Below are 19,499 nucleotides of genomic sequence, written 5' to 3' on the forward strand. Positions count from 1 at the left end.
CCCTATAAGTCGAAGTCATACACGCAGATCTGACACAACGGCCCGTCACTTCGAGTTGTCGCGGCCGGCGAACCGGGTTTGCGAGCACGGCGTCAGGGTCTCAGGTTCGGAAAGGGCGAGCCGCCAGCGGGGAACTACCAGACAGCCGTTTAAGGCCATTGCCCGGAAGGTTGAGCGATCACAGCACTGGGAAAGACGGGTGCCTTGGGCCTGCCGTCGAGCCTTCTCCAGCCTCAGACAGCATCGACAGTGGCAGCGTGCTCTCCAAAACGCTCTTCCCCTGCGGGATTGGCGACCGCAACTAGGTCGAATTCCTCTCGGCCCTTCACCTTGTCGACCAACAACTCTCTCTCGGTCTTTATTGCCTCTGCTCGTGCAGACGGATTCTGCACAATAGTCAGTTGGGCTTGACTGCGCCCTGCCGCGTCAAAGCTGATCCTATATATGTGATATCGTTCGCCAAGATTGTTGGCGGCTACCCACTCGTTGTCCGAAAATCGCACGCTGCCGGACTTCGTCTCGATGAACCGGCTGACCAGATCGATCCGATCCGGATCCTTCTGGAATTCGGCACAATCCTCTTCACTATCAAAGGAGAGATAGTCGCACCCAAAAGCTCTCGATCCTTGCAGGTGGGCAACGAGCAGAGGCCAGCGGCCGTCGGCGCGCTCGAACGCCGCTGTCCAATGCTCCGCATCGGCGGCACGGTTGGGGTCAGAGCCATTTGGACTTGGAACGGGACCTGTAGGTCCCGTGACCCGTAGTGTTCGGCGAGGGAAGATCGCGCGCGCCCGGGAGGAATAGTTCTGCGGATGCCGCGGATGAACAGTTAGCTCCACCTCGGAAGGGTCAGATTCGCTTGATACCTGGTTCGGGTCGCGATCGAGCTCATCACCCCCACTATCTCCCATCGAAGCGGTCGCCGCCCCGCGCGAATTTGTTCGGGCCGGGGCAGGACCCGAAGCCAAGGTCTCGGCATCTACGTCCGGCGCAAACGGTGAAACAAACGCCTGATCAACGCCACCGATCAACGAAGCAAGTTCGTCCTCGCGAAGTGAGGGTAGAGCACGTTGGAGATGGGCACGACGCAATGCATCGGTTGAAGAAGCCAGGAATGGCACGAAATCTGCGCCGCTCTGCAGCTCAAAAAGCTCAGCAAGCCCATCCGCCATTGCATGGCATCCGAGATCCATCATTTCCTCGAAAGAGCCCGTATCGTCGACCGTTATGATCATCGCGTCATCATCGAAGCTGTGACGCCATGGGTCCAACTCCTCCACAATCTTAGCATCATCGATCGCGAGTTCCATTTCGGCGCGGCGCGCGACTTTGAGCTGAACCGCATCGAAGCGGCGCAGGTGAGTGCCGTCGGGAGATAAAGCCTTACGCAGCGCCATTATGTAAGGTTTGGCATCACGGAAACGCGAACGCAGAGTTATCGAAGCTCCCTCCTCGACCTCGTCCAGCGAGCAAATCCTCAGTTTGAGGGCATCCTTCTGCAAGGTTGCAACACCGAAACGTGCCAGGACCTGTTTGGCATTCCGACGAGATGGCAAATCGAGGAGTCGCAGGTGTGGCTTTGCAGCCGAAGGGAAGTCATCACGCTGAGCGTAGTACACGCCCTCACGATCAGCCCAAACTCGTCGTCCTTCCAGTTGGATAGGCAATTGGCCTTTGGCCCGAAATGCGATTCCGTCCGCCCCTCCAAGTTCGGGATCGAATGTTTCACGCTCCAAGATTTGCAAGAAGAGCCTGCTGCCGACGTCTGGCTTGATCTGCCGTGACGGAAGGGAAGAAAGGAGCCGGTAGACGTGTGGTTCTGGGAGATCATCAAGATTGCGAACGACACCAGCACGCTCCAGACCTCGCCGCCAATGAGCTTTGTCCAGGCCGAACTCTAGCTCGCTCGACGAATTGGCAGCACGTGGTGCCTGGAACAGCGCGGAAAGAACCCCTGGTTCGATCATTGTGTCTCGGGGCGCGTGATGCTGGCCATCTTGGCAATCGAGCCATGCGCTCGTCTGAATATCGAGATGAACCGTGTTGGGCAGTGTGCCCTCATATGTTCGAAACTTCGATAACCCATTATCTCGGGCTTCCAGCTGCACGGCAAAGGTTGGAACGGCCACAAGCGGGTCGAGACGCGGATCTTGGGCAAGCCACGCCACGATTGCTTCTGATGGCGCACCGCTGAGAATACGGTCAAGCGCCTCAACAGTGTCGTGAGTTGCCTTGGCCGTATAGCCCCAGGACAAGTCTGAGCGTTTGACCTCTCTCGAAGTGTTGCCGTCGGTAACCTGAATAGTCTCAGGTAGCGTGTTGACTATCGATTGACGCCATTTCTCTGGCAAAGGCTCTGTAATTTTCCGCGGCCATGGATTGATTCCCAACCACACTAGGAACTCTGCCAAGTCATCCGGCTCTTCGTCAAATCCGTTCTCATGCGGTGTACCGATGAGTAGTTCGGGCTGACCAGAATAAAGAGCAGCGGTAGTTCGCCCGACTCTTCCGTAATTTTCAGAGAGGTGCACGGTTGTTACGTCACGCCATTGCCCATCTTTGCATCGTACCCGGAAGACCCCTTGTGGCCTGTTCCGCGTCCGGTCATGTAAGGAATAAACGGTAGCCAGTAGACTAGCCTGCAAATGATCAGGATTGCTTCGGTTCTTTTTCAGTAGTTCCGAAGCTCTGCTCCGGATCGCCGAAATGACGGCCTCCGCACTATATTCGACGACCCGAAAACCTCTTAGAGTATGGATTTTATCGCGGACAACGTTTCCCGACACCTCAGTCAAAAGTTCGGACCAAAGCTTTGGATGAATAAACCGCGCGTTGGCCCAATCGGGAAGCCCATGCCGCTTAGCTTCATCGGTGGGAGGCGGAAATGCTGTGGCCGTCGAAGGCATCTCCTTACTCTTTATGTCGATCAGTAGACGCCGATCGTGTTTGTCTTCAGGAAAGGTCTTCGCAATGCCCACAATCGCTTTTGCGCGTTCTGAGAAGCTGAGATTGGCACTCCGAAGCGTATTAATTATGTCTTTAGTGTCGACTATTGGCACGCCGAGTTCTTGCCTAAGAAGGTTCTCGGTGTTGGATGCCTTAATACGGGCAAGTTGGCCGAAAAGACGTGCCGGCAGGTATTCAGCATATCGGACCGGGCCAATTCGTGAATTGACGGGTTTACGCCAAGCACCATCCATGCATTGCACGATAGGCAGATCTCTCGCCCGCAGCCACGCGGCTTCTGAAACTGGTTTCAGCACATCGGGAAATTCCTGATGCGCAATAAGCCAGTTCAACGGCTCGGAAATGCGGGCCAATTTCCGAAGCTCGGCCAACATCTCGGCGTGAAGACGACCAAGGGCCTGCAGTACCTCGTTATTGTGCTGCGAATTCTCATTGATTGTCTTGCGGCTAGAGTCGAGTTCCAGCGTAGCGTGAAAGAGGCCAGAAAAGGGTAGCGGTAGAGAAGTTGGGAAGAAGCTGTGCAGTTTGCCCGGTTTGTTCGCTTCATCACTCCTAATAGCAATGGCGAGCTCGAATTCCCGTTCGTTCTCGCCCTTTCCAATACATCCCACCTGTTGCCTGACAATCCAATCCTGTGTGCTGGTATCTGGACCACATTCGAGCCATAGCGATACATCGCCATTGTCCTTCAACTTTTTTACCCAACACTTCTCGTCACAGCCCGGGAGCCGAATACGGATCTCTTCCAGCGCTCTCACAAACAAGAGAAAACTGGGCTGAAACTGGCCTGCTTGCTCGATAGCGTGTTTCAATGACTTGGCGCTCCGGAGAGGCGCTGCAATTACCGTGTCGTAGCCATCGTCGCGAATTTTACGGACACGCTGCACCACGGTTTGCGTACCGGAATCGAGATTCTCCAGTCCCGGGCCGGCGGCGGGAAAGACGAGCAACGGCGGCAAGTTGGGATTTACCCCGCTGAAGTTGGCCGCAATCTCGGCGTTCTGACCGGCCAGTTTGGCAACCACTGCAAGCGCATGGGTTCGTGAGAATCCCAACTCTAGAGCACCACTGCTGACGATCGGCGCCTCCGTCCAATTCAGGATCGCGCGAAATCCCAAGCCCTTTGCGCCGATCATCCGCGCAGCGCGGGTCGGCTTGTCGCTGGTATGGGCGGTCATTAATGACGCTACGCCACCTCTGCGGAACGGCTGCCCGGTGTTGGCGACATAGAGGGCCTCCCTGCGTCACCTCGATCAGGACTCGTCCAGAACCGCCCATTTCACTGGCGGCGTCTGCCGCATTCTGAACAAGCTCCAAAAGCTCACGGCCGGCATAGTCTGCCGTGGTCTGCTGCTCGGTGCGTGAATGCCCTAAAAGAAAGGCCGGCTTCTCAAGATACGCTTTGCACGTCGATTGAAGCTCGGCGTCAAGAAACGCAGCCCAAGCCTCACTCGTCATATGCGCCTCTCCGGCTTCAGCATTGCTTTTTGCGTTCATGGCTTTGTGCGCATCCGATCCATTTTACATAAACCTATTGGCGGTCCATTTTTTCTCAGGAACTTCGCCTAAGCATCACGAACTGGACCCTCAACCGAATACGTCCTTGATCGACTTTCCGTCACTTGGCCGGCGCCAGCTCTGGGGCCCGCTGCAATTACCGTCCTTAACGATTCCACCCGCTATACTCGAGCTCCCGAAGAGGTGGTCGCGCGAAAAGCGGTATAGGTGCGGATCAGTATCGGGCACGAGGACCCCTTGCCGCACTAACCGGTCCCGTTCCTCGCGATCCCGCTTCACACGCGGAGAACCATCCCGCATTGCTGTTGATCCTTTGCGGACCAGGAACCCCCGGCCTCAGGGCGGCCATGGGCCTGAGCCTTCTGCGGACGCATCATAAACCAGTCGTTCTCACTCATTGGTTTGTTCCTTCGTTTGGCCCGAGTTCAGGCAGTGCGCATAGCGTGTTGACGAGGCGCATCTGTTCAACGGTGTTGCATTTTGCTTCGCGCAGCCGGGGCGCCCCAAAGACGAGCGCCAGGCCTTTGGCGCGCGAGACAGCGACATTGATGCGGTTAAGCGAGAACAGGAAATCCATGCCCCGTGGTGTTTCCTCGACTGAGGAGGCGGTCATGGACACCAGACAGACGGGTGCTTCCTGCCCCTGGAACTTGTCAACCGTGCCGACACGAATGCCAGCGGGTAAAGTATCTTGCAGGGCATTAACCTGCGCGTTGTAGGGCGCAACGACGATAATATCGGCGGGTTCAAGGGCGCGCGTCGTCCCATCCTTATCGGTCCAGCTTCCGGAGAGCAGATCTTCGATCGCAGCCTGAATGGCAGCGACTTCCTCGTCTGCGATCTGGGCATTGCCCTCATGGACGATCGGCACCCAGAAAGCGCCAGCTCTGGGAAAGCTCGTCCCGCGGACGGCCTGGACGGCTGTATCGGGCGCGCTAACGAGCCTGCCTTCATAGACCTGCCGCGAAATAAACCCGCAGACATCGGGATGCATACGGCGCGAGACCGGCAGAAAGATGCCGCGATCGGGTGGGATGGTAGCGTGCTCGCCCAACATCCACTCAAGACAAGAAAGGTTGGCCGGATCGGGATGAGCACCCTGGATGACCTGCGGCAATTGCCGCGGATCGCCGATCAAGACGATGTTGCGCGCGCAGCGCCCCATGGCGACCATATTGGCCAGCCCCACTTGCCCGGCTTCATCGATGAAGAGCCAATCGAGCGCCTGCTCGTGCTCCGAACGGGCAAAAAGAAGGCGGTGCCGCCGACCACATGGGCGCGGCTCCACAAGGAATCGTCATTGGCGGTCGAGCGGATAACGCCGGCACAGCCGTCCGGATAACCGTCTTCGCCGCTGCTGACCTTGTGCCCTATGCACAGGCCCAGGACAGGATCCCCATCATCTTGCGTGGCAAGACACCCCATCAGCACATTGCGGATGGCCTCATGGCTATTCGAGGCCACGCCAACGCGGTGACCCTGGCGCACCAACGCAAGGATTGCCCGCGCAGTGACATAGGTCTTGCCTGTTCCCGGCGGCCCCTGGATGGGCAGGACCGTGCCATCCATGGCGGCGATCGCCGCGATCGTGCCGGTCAAGGGATCGGCGCCATCGAGCAGATCGGCGCGGCGTTCCGTCACCAGACGCGGGGCCGCACGCGCAAGCAGGTCATCGAGCGCGGTCAGGCGGCGCATGCCGCATTGATCGTCAATCACATCGCGCAGGGCCGCGGCAATAACGTCCGTATTGAGCGGCCAGTCGGGGTGGAGCGTCAGGCGGTCGGTCAAAAGATGCGCCTTGGCCGCCCCCGCCTTGATCGCGATGATCCGCTGGGAGCGGTCGAGCTCTTCGATGCTGACCGTGGCCGGAGGTCCGTCTATAACCGGCACCGTCGCTTTGCGGCCGGCCCGCAGCTTGGTCTCCTGAAGCGGAAAGCGATAGCGGCGCAGCACCGAGCGTTTGACGGGCTCTGCCGGACCTATCGCTTGCAGACCGGCCAGTGCATCGAGATCGTCGATCAGCTCGTCCTCGTCCTTGCCAGCGCTGTCGAAAACCGCCCACTGCGCAGGCTTGGCCTCGCGCTTGTGGAACAGGCCGAGGTTGAACAACATGTCTTGCCGCTCCTGCGGCAGACCGGATGCGGCAAGCCTCGCGCGCAGGGCCTGCTTATCGGCGTCTTGCTCGACTTCCTTGTCGCCGGCATCGGTCGCTAGCATCGGCCAGGGCGCGGCGGGGCGGATGCTTACCAACCAGTCGCGCAGCTCCTCTGTCGAGATACAGTCGATGCGGTTATAGTCTTCGATCTCGTCGAGGATCGTTTGTTCGCCGGTTTCGCGCCAAAGCTCATAGGCAACGACCGAGCCGCCGGCGGTTTTGACCTCACCTTCGCGCACCCGGCCATAGAAGGCTTCCATCGACTTGATCGAGTAATTGGCTTCCGAGCCGATCAGCGCGCCGCGCACCACCGCGAAAAGATCAACAAAGCGCCGCTCGCGCAACAGGCGATCGAGAAAGGCCTCGCCGATTCCATATTGGGCGGTCAGCCGCCGCAAGGCGGTGATCTCATAGGCCGCATAGTGATAGATGCGCGCTTCGGGATGGGCCGCGAGCCTTTGCCGGAAAAATTCCAGAAGGTCCGCCAAAGCCCGCGCTTCGGCGCCGTGATCATGCGCCCAGAAGGCCTTGAACTGGCCATCAAACCAGACGCCGTGGAGATATTCGAGGCCGCCTTCGTAATGCGGATCGCCCTCGATATCGTAGAAAAAATCGCCCGGCTGCGGTGCGGGCAAAAGATCAAAGCCCTTGCCAGGCTCAGCCTCACGCAGCTCGAAGGCCGGCGCCCCGGTCTTGCGAGCGTGCTGCAGACGCGCCTGTGCTACCAGCCGCGCCCGGGTGGTCTCGGCCATGCCGCGGATGGGATGATCGAGTCCGGCCAGCCGCTCCATGGTGGTGATGCCAGCCGCCTCGAGTTTCTTGACCTGGGTCCGGGTAATATTGGCAACGTTGAATAAGCTATCTTCGGCCTGCCACTGGCTTTCGCAGTGATCGCCCCAGCGGCAAAGCCCACAATCGGCACAGGGGATCGGCCGGGTCGGCTGAGGGTTTTCTAAGAAGGCCTCGAGCCGTTGACGCGCCATGCGCGCATAGGCCTGATAATCCGCGAGCCGTAGCTGCGCCCTGGAGCCATCACCGAGTTCAACATGGGCTGATTCAGGGGGATGCCTTGAATCTCGGTCAGCAAATCCGAGTAGAGCACCAGCTGCAGCACATGTTTGGGATGGGGCCGCCGCTTGAGCTTGGTATCGGTGACTTCGTAGCTGAAGGGGCCGAGATCCGACGGGCGCTCGACGCGCTCGAGAAAATCCGACCAACCGCCCCAATTGTCGCCCAGCAGCGCCCCTGAAAGACGATCTGCGGCCCGCTTGCCAAAGCCGCCCGGGTTGCCTGCGCATTTTCGGCAAGGTCGGACCGGTCGATTTCGATCACCGACACATCCGATGCCTTGAGCTTGGCCAGATGGGCAGCTTCGTGGGCATCGCCCTGCTTCTGGAGCAGCGCGGCATCCTCGGTATCTTCGCGGGGAACTGGCCCCTTGCCCTGCATATAAGCAAGATCAAGCGTGGTGGAGTGAGCGCAGCCCATGAACCGCATCAGATCCGATGCGGACAGGAGTATCCGATCCCCCTCAATAGTTCGCATTACCGCCCCCTCGTCGAACGCAATCTGCAACAAGACTTGCATCTCGACAGATTGCACGTTCAGCCATAGCGTGCGTGGGTGTCAATATCTGACATAGTCTGTGACTAGGATTTGGATCATGTCGTTCGCCAAGGCTCAGGACCTGATCAGGCTGGCGCGTCTGGCCGCCACGCGGCGGACGGGGATCGGCCTCGATGAGATCTGCGAGGAATTCGGTATTTCGCATCGCACGGCGCAGCGCATGACCGATGCATTGGAAACCGTGTTCACCAATGTCGAAGCGATGGATGGCGACGACCGTCGGCGGCGCTGGCGTGTTGCCGACCCCATGCTCGACCGGCTCCAGACCCGCCAAGAAACGGCGGTCGAAGCGCTGGAGATCGCCGGCCGGACGGCGCGCGGCGATGGCCGGCTACGCCACGCGGCGGCACTCGAAGACCTGCGCGACGGATTGCTGGCGCGCCTGACACCAAAGGATGCGCTGCGCACCGAGGCCGACGTCGAGGCGGTCCTGCTGGCAATGGGCTCGGTGACGCGCCCGGGCCCACGCGTCAATCTAGCTCCGGCGGTGCTCGATGCCGTGATCGAGGGACTGCGCGGCCCGTTTCGTCTGCGGCTGCGCTACCGGGACGAGGATGCGCCGGAACGGATCATCGAGCCGCACGGGCTCCTGCTGGGCCATCGCAGCTATCTGGTGGCGCGCCAGCCGGCGCGCGGTGAAGACATGCTGAACTTTCGCATGGACCAGATTTTGAGCGCCCAGACCATCGATGAGAGCTTTAGCCTGATGCCCGGCTTTTCGCTGGAGGAATATGCAGCGCAATCCTTCGGGGTCTATCAGGACCCCGCCCAATATGGCGAAGTCATTTGGCGTTTTGCGCCACACGCAGCTGCAAGGGCGGCCGAGTTCTGTTTTCACCCAAAGCAAACCGTTGATTTTCTGGACGATGGCAGTCTTCTCGTACGATTCTGTGCTTCGGGTTGGGTGGAGATGGCGTGGCACCTCTATCAGTGGGGTGATGCTGTCGAAGTATTAGAACCCCAGGGATTACGTGATCTGGTGGCACATAACCGAAGGAATGACTTCAATTCTCTGCCATAGCTGTTGTCCCAGGCGGCGGGGGCTTCTACGATGGCGATGATGCCGGGCCCTTGCGATATACGCCGAGTTCCCCGGCCGTCGTCGCCTGCTCGATATGGGGCGGAGAAGGGCGGTGCTCGTGGCCACAAGCGCGACCCGCTAGTCCTTGGGTGTCACCTTGACGAGGTAGGATTCGGTTTGGGTCGAATTCTTCGTCAGGATCGAAGTCGTTTTGTCTTGAAGTGATGTGTGTCCTCGCGCCGGCGATGACACGGGCATCTATGCCGCGCTATCTGGCCGGTTGTCATGGCGCCGCATCCGGCGCATCGGGTTCTGATTGTTCATTGGGTTACCGGAAGATGTTTTCGGAAGCCGGCCCTGAAGCCCGTCATGCGAACGGACAACGGACGCGGCGAGCAAGGCTTCCGCTTGTCGGGATGAATCGTGACGATGTCGATAGTAGCGATAAGGAACACGGCAGCACTCGGTGGCGTCTTCCCATTGAACTATGAGCGTATACTCGCGAGGTAGACCGCCCAGTAGACGACGCGATCGCGCGGCTGCCCGAAAGCGCAGGGGTAGCAGATCCGCGTTTGGTCTGGATCTCGGTCGTGCATGAACAAATAGAGAGCAATTTTAAAGATTTCAACCAGCGTGAGAGAGCCTGAATCCAGTAGGATAATCTATAGCCCGACATGTTTTTGGGCACGTCATCTCTTTGGGAGCAATCAACTATTGCAAAGCGGTCATTTCCGAACGACCGTAGATCGAACACTTGGGGGCAAAATTCATGCAGATTACGACCTGCGGGCGAGGCGTGCACATACGCGAGGTTGTTGGCATTGACCGTCTGCGGAAGCTGCCTAATGAATGGTACGGGTTCACCAATCTTGATCTTGCTACCGGGAGGGGGCGATCGCGAGAGATCGATCTTGTGCTGGTCTCCGAAGACCGTATTTTCCTAATCGATCTCAAAGATTGGCATGGTCGTATAGAGAGCGACGGCAGCGGAAACTGGATACATAACGGCAGGGATACCGGGCCGTCCCCGGTTAGCAAGATCCATGCAAACGCAAAGGCGGTCGGGCAACTTCTAACGGAACACCTGAAGCGTCACATGAAAGGCGAGATAGTTCCGCGGGTAATCGGACTGGTAGTCGTGACCGGCAAGGCAGACACGACAGGCATCTCAGAAACGGAGAAGGGATCCGTTTTCACCGACGAGCAATTTATCTCGGCGGTCAGTAAGACCGGCACGCGGATCGAAACATTCGGAAAAGTAGCTATTTCATCGCATGGCTTTCTCACGGAAAAAGTCTGGAAAGACCAACTCAGCAAATTCTTCAACGCTAGAACCGGTCCGATTGTCCCCGGCAGACGTCGATACAACAACTTCGTCGCCAACTCTGACGATGCTACCTTTCAGCACCCGGGCAAGATTTATAGCGAGTACGATGCGGTAGACGAAAACGCAGCCCAGACCCTCGGGACTTTACGTATCTGGGATTTCACCAAAGCCGACACGCGTTTCCAGAACGACGAGGCCCGTCAGGAAGTCGCAGGCCGTGAACGTAGTGTCGTAGAATATCTGAAAGACCGTAGCGAGGCGTGTGAAAACGCAATTCTGCACCCGCGGGCCGAAGATCCCGAGAGGGGGTGGCATACTGGGAGATTTTTGATCGGCGTCAGCGCCTGCGGCGTCTATCCGAATTTGTAACGTCGGAAAATTCACACCTGGCGCGTGACCATAGGATCGAACTGGCACGCCAACTCATAGCCAGGGTGGCAGCGCTCCATGCTGCCGACGCTGCCCATCTCGATTTGGGAGGCCATAGTATATGGCTTGAGTCTCCCTCAACGGTGAAGCTGTCCCACCTGATGGCAGCGAAGTTTCCACAAGTCGAATCCCTTGGGGAGCGAAGGTACCAATTCCTCGCTAGCGCAAAGCTCCCCGAGGACGTGCTTGGTGGCGAAAACATCCCGAAGCGCAGGGACGTCTTTCTCGTGGCAGCAGCAGTGCACTGGCTGCTGATGGGCGTTCAACCTGCCAGGGACAGCGGGGAGGATATGCCTTTCGAGTGGGACCCTTCCATCGACGCAGATGGCAAATTCGCGTCTCTGCACCGATGGCTAGAACGCTGTCTATCGCTTGACCCCAACGACAGATTTGCTGATGCCCAATTGGCATTGGATGCGTTCAACTCGGCTACTGCCGACCGACCTAATTCTGCGGAGGTAATCAGGGGACTGGAGAGGTTCCGGGAGACGTATCGTTCGCAGAGACAACTGTTTTCTGCTTTTCCCGAGATCAAGATGCTCAAAGAAAGCGACAGGGTCGACATCTGGAAAAGCGAAGATGCAGAAGGCCTTCCGGTTCTGGTCAAGCTATGGAAGAGGGCCGCTTGGGGTGACCAGACCCGAGAAGGTCCCCGCATTCTCGACTTCCTGTCCAACGCACACGAAATGCAGCTGTCCCCCTTGATGGATGTGCAGCGATCCAAGGTGCATACTGGCTCGGCGACGCTATGGCCATCATCCAGCGCTGGGTTGACGGCAGCGTACTAACGGATGCTCGCGAAGAAGGCCGCTTCCATGGTCAGCAGGTGCAATCGATCGAGTTCTGCCTGTCGCTTGCCATTACAGTGAAGTCGATCCATGACGCCGGTATCACACACGGCGACATCAAGCCTCAGAACATAATCGTGGCAGAGGACGGCGCCCCCGTTCTGATCGACATCCTCGACTTCCAGGCCAGTGACGACGGTGAGCCAAGCAATACGGCCTATTCGCCCGCATCCGGCGGTCGACTCGAGCGAGATCGCTTCGCGGTTACAAAAATCACGGAAGAGGTATTAGCCGAGGCGGGTCTTGATGCATCGGTGGCAGCCAAGATCTCAGCTGCCCTCGATAGTTGCCGAGACACCGTGCCTGAAAACGGCACGCTTCTTCCGTTGATGGAGGCGCTCGAACTAGCTTTGCTTCCACAGCTCGAAGAAGCAGCGGCACGTCAGTTGACGATTCAGGTGCCTGGAATATCGCCAGGTCCCCTGCTGTCGGACGAGGGAAAGTTCTATGTGCGGAAGGGAGCTGTGAACCGGTCGAGCCTCTTCATACGTGGCGCGTGCGAAGAACTGGAAATCTTCCTGGATGATCGAATGCGTCCTCTCCGCGCGCGGCGGTGCACGATCGATCAGAAGCAGATAAGTCGACTGGCGAGGTTTGAGTTCATGCAATTCGAGGCTGAGATAGAAATATCCAGCTCGGTGGCCCCTAACTTTACCGATATCGGCTTTCTCCTCGCTGATGAGGCCTTCCTGTCCAATTGGGGTAACCAGGCTACCAAGGGTATCGATACCGCCGCAGGAGAGGAGATACCCGAAGCCCAGCCAGAGCCTACCTTCGATGACACGGCTTATGATGCCTTCAATGACAGCCAAGCCGCAGTAGCAATTCCTAAGCTGCCAACCGTCGATATACGGCGGCTATGGCAGTCACTCATCACGGCAGAGAGTGATCTTACCACCGATGGCGTGGCAGCGGCCGACAGCGGGTTCAATCGCGATCTCAAGCGGCATATCGTGCCTTTCGAGCTAACAAGCGGGACATTCGACTTCAACCGAAACGATCGCGTTGGTGTCGAGAGACTCGATCGCAAAGGCGCCTGGCAACGTATAGGTGAACTCGATATCGCCAGGTCGAAACCCGATCGGGTTTTCATCGATGCGGCGGACTGGACTACGACCGGCAACGCTGCTCTCGTGAATGAAGAGCAGCGCCTGCGCTTCATCAGCCACTTCGAAATTCAAAGCCTACGACGTAGGGAATCTGCAATCAGTCGGACATTGAGTGGGCAGGCTCGTATAAAATCGATCCCAACTCTATTCGAGCCCAAGACCGAATTTCGTCCGGCATCTCTGGATCTTGCGGTGAGCGATGAAGATCTTGCTCGCTACGGATTGAACCAGGATCAGAGAGAGGCTTTCAGAAAGGTTGTTTCCGTGCGCCCCTTGGGCGCTTTACAAGGTCCTCCAGGGACAGGGAAGACCCTCTTCATCGCCGCCCTTACGCACTTCGCGCTCACGCGTGGCCTGGCAAAAAATATCCTCCTGGCCAGCCAATCCCATGAGGCCGTCAACAATGCCGCCGAAGCGGTGCTAAGGCTATTCGCAAACCAGGATGAGCAACCCAGCATTCTTCGCGTCGGTAACGAAGGCGTGGTCTCCGGACGGCTGATGCCATTTCATACGGACCGACTGGAACAGCTCTACAAGGATCGCTTTGGTGCCGAGTTTCGTGACCGAATGAGGTTAGCAGGTAGAGCTCTTGGAATTCCATTGCCTGTAGTGGAAGCGATGATCGACATCGAGGTGCACATGCGACCTGTCGCCGAGAGGATCTTAAAGTTACGGGAGCAGCCAGAGCCGGAAGATGAACGGATAAACAGCTTGTCGAACACCCTGGAGGCTCTCGGCGAGAGCGTAGCCGGAGCGGACGTCCTGTTGTTTGAGGAGGATCCGCTTCAGGTGCTAGACGACACCTTGCGGGCTGTGGTTGACCGTCTGCCAGCAAACGAGCGTCCAGCGCCCGAAAGGATCGGCAGGATGCGGTCCGTGTTCAACTTAGCAAAAGACTTCGTCGGTAGCGTATCTACGCAGCAGCGAGGCTACGAAGCATTCCTGGCCGGTACTCGGCAGATCGTTGCCGGGACATGCGTCGGGCTTGGTCGCACGTCTTTAGGTCTTACCACTACCCCCTTCGATCTCGTCATCATAGACGAGGCTGCACGTTGTACCGCAAGCGAGTTGGCGGTCCCCATGCAGTCAGGGCGGTGGGTGGTGTTGGTTGGCGACCATGCGCAGTTGGAGCCCCAGCACCCCGCCACCGTCGTGTCGAAAGTCGCGAGCGAACTCGGCACCTCGGAACTCGCGGTTGTGCAAGCGATTTCGAGCGCCTATTCGAGAATGGTTATGGCAAGTCGGCAGGCGCCAGGCTCAAGACCCAATATCGCATGCTTCCTCCGATCGGGCAGGTTGTTTCGGAAACATTCTATGAAGGGATGCTTGAAGCTGGACGGACCACGCCTGAAGTAAATCCGGAAGTACTGCCCGAGGGCTTGGAACAGCCGCTCACCTGGATAACCACCGACTCGTTGGGCGCTGCCGGCGAAGAGCGTACCGAAAGCACTGGTACCAGCAGGATAAATCCGGCGGAAGCCGATTGTATCGTTGCGCTTCTGAAGGAATGGTCGGCAACCGCTTCTTTTATAGAATGGATCGCGGAGCAAACGAAGCATGCCCACGTGATAGGCGTGATCTGTATGTATGCAGCGCAACGGGATCTCATCCGTAGGAAGATCCAGGCGGCTAACCTACCTGAAGCATTTCGCCGCACTATCAAGATCGACACTGTCGATAGTTACCAAGGCAAGGAAAATCCGATCGTGGTCCTTTCGCTTGTCCGCAATAATGTCTCGGGCCAAGCCGAGCGAGGGCTAGCCACCATAAAGCCAGGCTTTTGCAGCGCCCGAACCGCATCAACGTTGCTGTTAGTCGAGCCATGGATCGCTTGATTATCGTTGGCGCGAAATCCCGTTGGCAAGTCGGTAGTCCGATGCAACGGCTGTCAGAAGCAGTAGAGGATCGCTTCAGCGCCGGAGATGCTCAGGTGATCTCGGCGTCGGCGCTGCTGGGGACGTTGGCGACCGGCGAGATGCGGTCAAGGAAGCGGTAGCCACGGCATGATCACGCAAACAAGAGCTATCCTGTCTCTGACGGGGCTATTGAAACCAGAGGAAGATAAGGATCTCGAACTAGCGAGCTACGATGTACTTCTTCCTTGCCGCCGGTTCGATGTCGATCACAAGGTAGCTGTCCTCGGTCGAGTGTCCCTCACCGCCGAGTTCTTGTTGCGATTGGTGAAATCGGTAGATGGGATCGACGAGAATGAGGCTGCCTTGTTCTTCGGCTTTGGTTTGAGGGACATGTCGTTCGTTCTCGCGGAGGTCGCGGGGCTGGGATACGTCGAGCGGCGAGAAGGTAGGCTTTGGATTACCCCTTCGGGTATGAGCCTTTTTATGGAAGGATCGGACGAACCGAAGATATTCGATGTGGAAGCGCGGCGTGAGAATGTCGGTTTCGACCTCATCTCCCTTGCCTATGAACATCATCGAGGCCTCGATGACTTCTCGAGGGCTCTTCCAGAGTTGCCACTCCTACAGCCTGAGCGTGCCAGCGCCGCGGCTGCCAACATCTACTCAGCCTTCCGGAGATCGTATCCGGAGATTGCCAGCAGAAGGGACAAGGCTGCGTTCGACAAACGATCGCTCTACTCGATTGATCATGTGACTCCGGGAGATCGCTTTTCAAGCTCGGTGAAGTTGACCATCAAGTCCACTGGGCTCCGTCCTTGGGCAGGTGTGGCTGATCTAAGCGAATGGCGCAACGAGGTCGAACAGGAAGACCGCCCCGAGGTGTTGGACGCCGTGGCAGCTTTCGTTGATGACCTCTCCGTCACCCAGAGAAGTGGAGATCGGGAAGCCTATGAGGTGCTCATATCGCTAGCTCCTGAGTTCCTCAAGGAATTCGTCCGCAAGAGCGGCCTAGCAGTCGATCAGTATTATCGCGAAACCTTCAACCGTGTTGGCGAAGTGCGGTCGAACCGTCAGACCATCGCATTTGTCGGGTCTCTTTTTACTCGCGACAACGTGCGGAAGCTTACCGAGGCATACAGCATAGCACTTCGGTCAAGGTCACGACCGTCGACCTTGCTGTGGCTGATGCCCATTGTGAAGCATTGGGGCGCGACGAAAACACTCCCTGAGTTGCTAAGGATGATGGCGTCGCGAAACGGAACCGATAACAACACTGACCGTCCAGCGGCCACTGTTGGATTGGTGTCAAATTGGCCCGATGCGCACATCAAAAAGGCGTTCGTTCAGGTCTGCAAAAGCGAGGCGCCAGCTTTCCCCCAAACCCTTGAACTTCTAATAATTCCTGGTGTCCTGGTCGCGGCGTCAGTCCACGCTCCCATTGGGTCCAGGGCCGGCCTGCCGGTACCTTTGGGTTTCATCAGTTTCGATCCCCGTGTAGTCGAGCGAGCATCGGAATATGTCGGGCACTCGTTGCACAGGTACGTCAAGGAAGACACGCTTGAACGTAGAATTCGCGAAGACTTGGCACGTACAACCGCGGATGAGGGTGAAATGAGAAGCTCAGTCCCGGAATGACGTCTGTTCCCCTGTGAACGGCAAAGCATGGTGGCTGTCGCGGGGGAACTCTATCGAGGCAGTTCGCCTAGTGTGGTTGCGGGAGAGCAATCGACCTGCGGGCATGGAGAAGATCTCTAGAGCAAGAGAGCTTTCATGAACTAAAAAGACCGAGATACGGTAGATTGCGCTTCACGACGACCTTCGAATGCAACCACCGTGAAGCGACCAGTTGCTCATACCTTGGCAATTAAGTCGATTGTCTCATCGCTTGCCACTAACGGTTTTTCCTCGATCTCATCGAACCATTGGTCCAGCTACATGACATCTGATGCTGCGTCCTCTTGATTGCTCTTTGGTGCTCGAAGCTCGGCCAGCATCAACCGGCATGTAGCTTCGCCCTCGTCGTCGGCCTGCTCTTCTCTTCGGTACGGAGCGATGCGCCGGAAGTAGGCAAGCTTCTTCTCGAAATGGGGGATCAGATTCTTGCGCTCGGGATCGACGACTGGAACCTGCATCAGCACCAAAACTCCTCGCCACTGGGCCAGCGACGGGCCAGCACTTCGGAGATGAGCATGTCACCGACATCGGCGCCGTTGATCCTGATCGTCGCCAGGGTTCGGTCATCGCGATCGGCGCCGAAGGTCACCGAATGCGTTCTATAGAGCTTGTTGACCTTCGTGACCAATTCCTTCGTGCCCGCGCACGCCAGTCCTTCATCTCCTTGGCGTAGTTCTCCACTCCGTCGCGAGAGCCGTCATGATTTCCGGCAGCCGTGAAGATGCGTTCAACTTTGCAGACAGTCACTTTGGATACTGACGAAACTGACGCTGCCGAGTTTTGCTCACTACTATCGGGGCGTCACTGCTTCCGGTTCGAAAATCGGTGAGCCATCGAGCGGGGGAAGCTTGACCCTGCGAATTGCCTTGCGTGCAGCAACCATTTCTGGGCCTTCAGAATAGTGGCCCAGGGTCATGCCTTTGCGGGTATGCCCGACAATGGCCGCGATCGTTGCATCGGGTGTTCCAGCGCGCTCGCTCTTGGTGATGAACCAACGCCGCCACGAGTGAAAGTTCACGCGGGACCTACGCTTGCCGTCGATGACTTCGTCGACGCCGAGCTTGCGCCTATAGGTTGTGAACGCCTTGCTCGCCGCGAAGCTACGCTCCCGCCGCGGATTATCCGGGATGGGATATTCGGGGAACAGACTGTCCGTCCCATGCTTTCCTTCCAACCGCCGCTTGACGATATCCAGAAGGTCGGGGTGGATCGGAACGAACCGAACTCCGGGCTCGCGCTTCTGCGGCTTAAAGCGGAAACACTTGCCATCGATAATATCGTCGGCCCTCAGGTCCACCACGGCATCCAGCCGAGCTCCGGTCAACGCCGCGATCATCATCGCGTCCCTGAGCGCTTGGCTGCAGTCGCCCATAAGAAGTTTTGCCGCTTCGGTCTCGGTAAAGGGGCGTTCCTTGTCGCTATTCTTGGCTGTCGGCATGTGCACTTTGCCCTTATCCCAAGGATTATCCGTGATGACCTTTTGAGCAAGGACGTACTCGAAATAGATTTTGAGCCGAGACACGTATTTCTTGGCCGTCCGAGGAGCAAGACCCTTCCGCTCTAGGGAATTGATGAAGTCCATGACCACCCAAATATCGACCTTACGGATATCGTCGCCGATCCCGCGCTCGATACAGAAAGCGGCCAGCATGACCAGAGCGCGGTCATGGTCGCCTTCGGTTCGCGGGGACACCCTCAGCCGGTTCTTTTGAAGTCCTCATCATGCTTGCCGATGGTGACCCCGCCATGGAACGCGATATCCATGAACTGCGCAGCCAACTGCTCGCGCTCCTTGTCGTAAACCGGCAAGGTAGTCCCGGCGTTCATCTCCTTATCGTCTTGGGCTTCCCAAGCGTTCAACCGTTCGTACCGGACAGGTGCTCCAAGGATTTCCGTGACCCGATTTCCGAGGTACTCCCCAGCCAGGCTCTGATGATCCTTCACCGGATGTTCGGCGAGCACTTTGGCGATGTCGGCCGCCTCATTAAGGACACGCAACCGTTCCGCATTGCTGAACGCCTTGCCGTCGCGCTCGAAGTCACGGATCTGCTTTTTGAGCGTGGCCAGGACGTCCCATTTGAGCTCGTTGGCCACCGCGAGGCTGTCGGTGCCCAAAGATTGTTTGACCTTGGTCTTGCCCATCGCTTTCCGGAGATGGGCCGGCACGCTGAGGCTAACCCGCCACTTGCCGTTCTTCTCTTCGAGATAGCTCGTGTCGGTTGCCGAAGACCGGTTCATCGCGCCTCACCAAGGATTATCCGGAGGCACCATGAAAGTACCCCGCTGCGTACCCCACTATGGTACCCTCAAACCCCTGAAATACAGGCATCTCGTTAAGAAATAATGTGAAAAATCCTTCGGGAGAGCGCGCCCGCTCAGCTCCACCACCCCACTTTTGCAAAAACAAAACCCCAGCGAAGCCAAGGGCCGCGCCGGGGTTTATTTGTATATTTTCAAGCCCTTAGTAGGCCGGCAAACGTCCGTCCGGCGTCAGCTTGTCTACCGCTTCCGGCAACGTCACCGACAAGCGATCCAGCAATTCGCTGCGGCTGAGCCCGGTCTTCTGCGTGAGTTCGGCAATCGTGTCCTCACCCAGCACATCCTCAAGATCCCGCGCTTCCACGGGCGAATTGGCGCCGGTGCCGATCCAGCTATCCACCTTGTCGGTGCGACCGCCCTGGCGGAAGCTGTCGAGCAGGTCGCCAAGCCCGTTGCCCGAAGCCGAGCCGCCCTGGCCGCCGAGGAGACCGCCAAGACCTGCGCCACCGGCGAGGCCGCCCAAGGCGCCGCCGAGGTTGCCCAGAATGTCGCCAAAGCCGCCCTGCGACGGGTTGGGATCATTGGGATTGCGGGTCTGGTTGCCGGCACCGTTGAGCAATTCGCCCAGCTTGTCGCGATGCTGGTAGCCGGCAACGGCCAGTAGCCCAAGCAGTGCGACCATGGATGGTGTTCCGCGTGCCATTTGCGGT

At 57.9% G+C, this 19,499-nt stretch carries 14 protein-coding genes and 2 pseudogenes; 6 read left to right on the forward strand and 10 right to left on the reverse strand.

The window, feature by feature from the left end; all coding sequences use genetic code 11:
- Window positions 1-233: 233 nt before the first annotated feature.
- The 5 genes and pseudogenes from G5575_RS01960 to G5575_RS19805 all read right to left on the reverse strand — a co-directional run bounded on the left by G5575_RS01960 (window position 234) and on the right by G5575_RS19805 (window position 8,218).
- Window positions 234-4,145, reverse strand: coding sequence for a DUF3883 domain-containing protein (locus G5575_RS01960; protein WP_164532862.1), 3,912 nt, complete (start codon window positions 4,143-4,145; stop codon window positions 234-236).
- A gap of 409 nt (window positions 4,146-4,554) precedes the next feature.
- Window positions 4,555-4,785: a DUF4357 domain-containing protein gene (locus G5575_RS01965; protein WP_207632967.1), complete on the reverse strand. Its 231-nt coding sequence runs from the start codon at window positions 4,783-4,785 to the stop codon at window positions 4,555-4,557.
- 94 nt (window positions 4,786-4,879) lie between these two features.
- Complete coding sequence (locus G5575_RS19795; RefSeq protein ID WP_328765803.1) at window positions 4,880-5,674, reverse strand: DEAD/DEAH box helicase; 795 nt, start codon at window positions 5,672-5,674, stop codon at window positions 4,880-4,882.
- Window positions 5,620-7,644, reverse strand: a pseudogene (locus tag G5575_RS19800) (TM0106 family RecB-like putative nuclease); the annotation flags it as partial. The pseudogene G5575_RS19800 and the gene G5575_RS19795, both read right to left, overlap by 55 nt.
- A gap of 76 nt (window positions 7,645-7,720) precedes the next feature.
- Entirely contained in the window at window positions 7,721-8,218 is a 498-nt protein-coding gene (locus G5575_RS19805) for a hypothetical protein (protein ID WP_235935868.1), read from the reverse strand.
- A gap of 85 nt (window positions 8,219-8,303) precedes the next feature.
- Here G5575_RS19805 and G5575_RS01975 point away from each other — a divergent pair, with 85 nt between their 5' ends.
- From G5575_RS01975 to G5575_RS02000, 6 genes and pseudogenes are all read left to right on the forward strand, one after another.
- On the forward strand, window positions 8,304-9,287 hold the full coding sequence (locus tag G5575_RS01975; protein WP_164532863.1) for a helix-turn-helix transcriptional regulator: 984 nt from the start codon (window positions 8,304-8,306) through the stop codon (window positions 9,285-9,287).
- Between the two features lie 769 nt (window positions 9,288-10,056).
- Window positions 10,057-10,983, forward strand: coding sequence for a nuclease-related domain-containing protein (locus tag G5575_RS01980; protein ID WP_164532864.1), 927 nt, complete (start codon window positions 10,057-10,059; stop codon window positions 10,981-10,983).
- Window positions 10,984-11,126: 143 nt separating this feature from the next.
- The gene (locus G5575_RS01985) at window positions 11,127-11,831 is read left to right on the forward strand and encodes a serine/threonine-protein kinase (RefSeq protein WP_164532865.1); all 705 of its coding nucleotides are present in this window, start codon (window positions 11,127-11,129) and stop codon (window positions 11,829-11,831) included.
- Window positions 11,792-14,146, forward strand: a pseudogene (locus tag G5575_RS19810) (AAA domain-containing protein); the annotation flags it as partial. The gene G5575_RS01985 and the pseudogene G5575_RS19810, both read left to right, overlap by 40 nt.
- Window positions 14,095-14,835, forward strand: a complete 741-nt coding sequence (locus G5575_RS19815; RefSeq protein WP_164532867.1) for an AAA domain-containing protein — start codon at window positions 14,095-14,097, stop codon at window positions 14,833-14,835. The pseudogene G5575_RS19810 and the gene G5575_RS19815, both read left to right, overlap by 52 nt.
- A gap of 168 nt (window positions 14,836-15,003) precedes the next feature.
- Window positions 15,004-16,491 (forward strand): hypothetical protein, encoded by a 1,488-nt coding sequence (locus G5575_RS02000; protein WP_164532868.1) that lies wholly within the window; start codon window positions 15,004-15,006, stop codon window positions 16,489-16,491.
- Between the two features lie 296 nt (window positions 16,492-16,787).
- Here the strand turns inward: G5575_RS02000 and G5575_RS02005 are convergent, their stop codons facing one another.
- The 5 genes from G5575_RS02005 to G5575_RS02025 form a co-directional block, all read right to left on the reverse strand.
- A complete protein-coding gene (locus G5575_RS02005; protein ID WP_164532869.1) occupies window positions 16,788-16,994 on the reverse strand; it encodes a hypothetical protein in 207 nt (68 codons plus the stop codon).
- The gene (locus G5575_RS19200; RefSeq protein ID WP_207632968.1) at window positions 16,988-17,158 is read right to left on the reverse strand and encodes a hypothetical protein; all 171 of its coding nucleotides are present in this window, start codon (window positions 17,156-17,158) and stop codon (window positions 16,988-16,990) included. The genes G5575_RS02005 and G5575_RS19200 overlap by 7 nt, the downstream gene beginning before the upstream one ends.
- A 162-nt stretch (window positions 17,159-17,320) precedes the next feature.
- Window positions 17,321-18,223, reverse strand: coding sequence for a tyrosine-type recombinase/integrase (locus G5575_RS02015; RefSeq protein ID WP_164532870.1), 903 nt, complete (start codon window positions 18,221-18,223; stop codon window positions 17,321-17,323).
- 2 nt (window positions 18,224-18,225) lie between these two features.
- A complete protein-coding gene (locus G5575_RS02020) occupies window positions 18,226-18,768 on the reverse strand; it encodes a DUF6538 domain-containing protein (protein ID WP_164532871.1) in 543 nt (180 codons plus the stop codon).
- A 223-nt stretch (window positions 18,769-18,991) separates the two neighbouring features.
- Complete coding sequence (locus G5575_RS02025) at window positions 18,992-19,492, reverse strand: YidB family protein (RefSeq protein ID WP_164532872.1); 501 nt, start codon at window positions 19,490-19,492, stop codon at window positions 18,992-18,994.
- Window positions 19,493-19,499: the final 7 nt, after the last annotated feature.

It is taken from the genome of Devosia aurantiaca (genome assembly GCF_011058215.1).
GTDB lineage: Bacteria > Pseudomonadota > Alphaproteobacteria > Rhizobiales > Devosiaceae > Devosia > Devosia aurantiaca.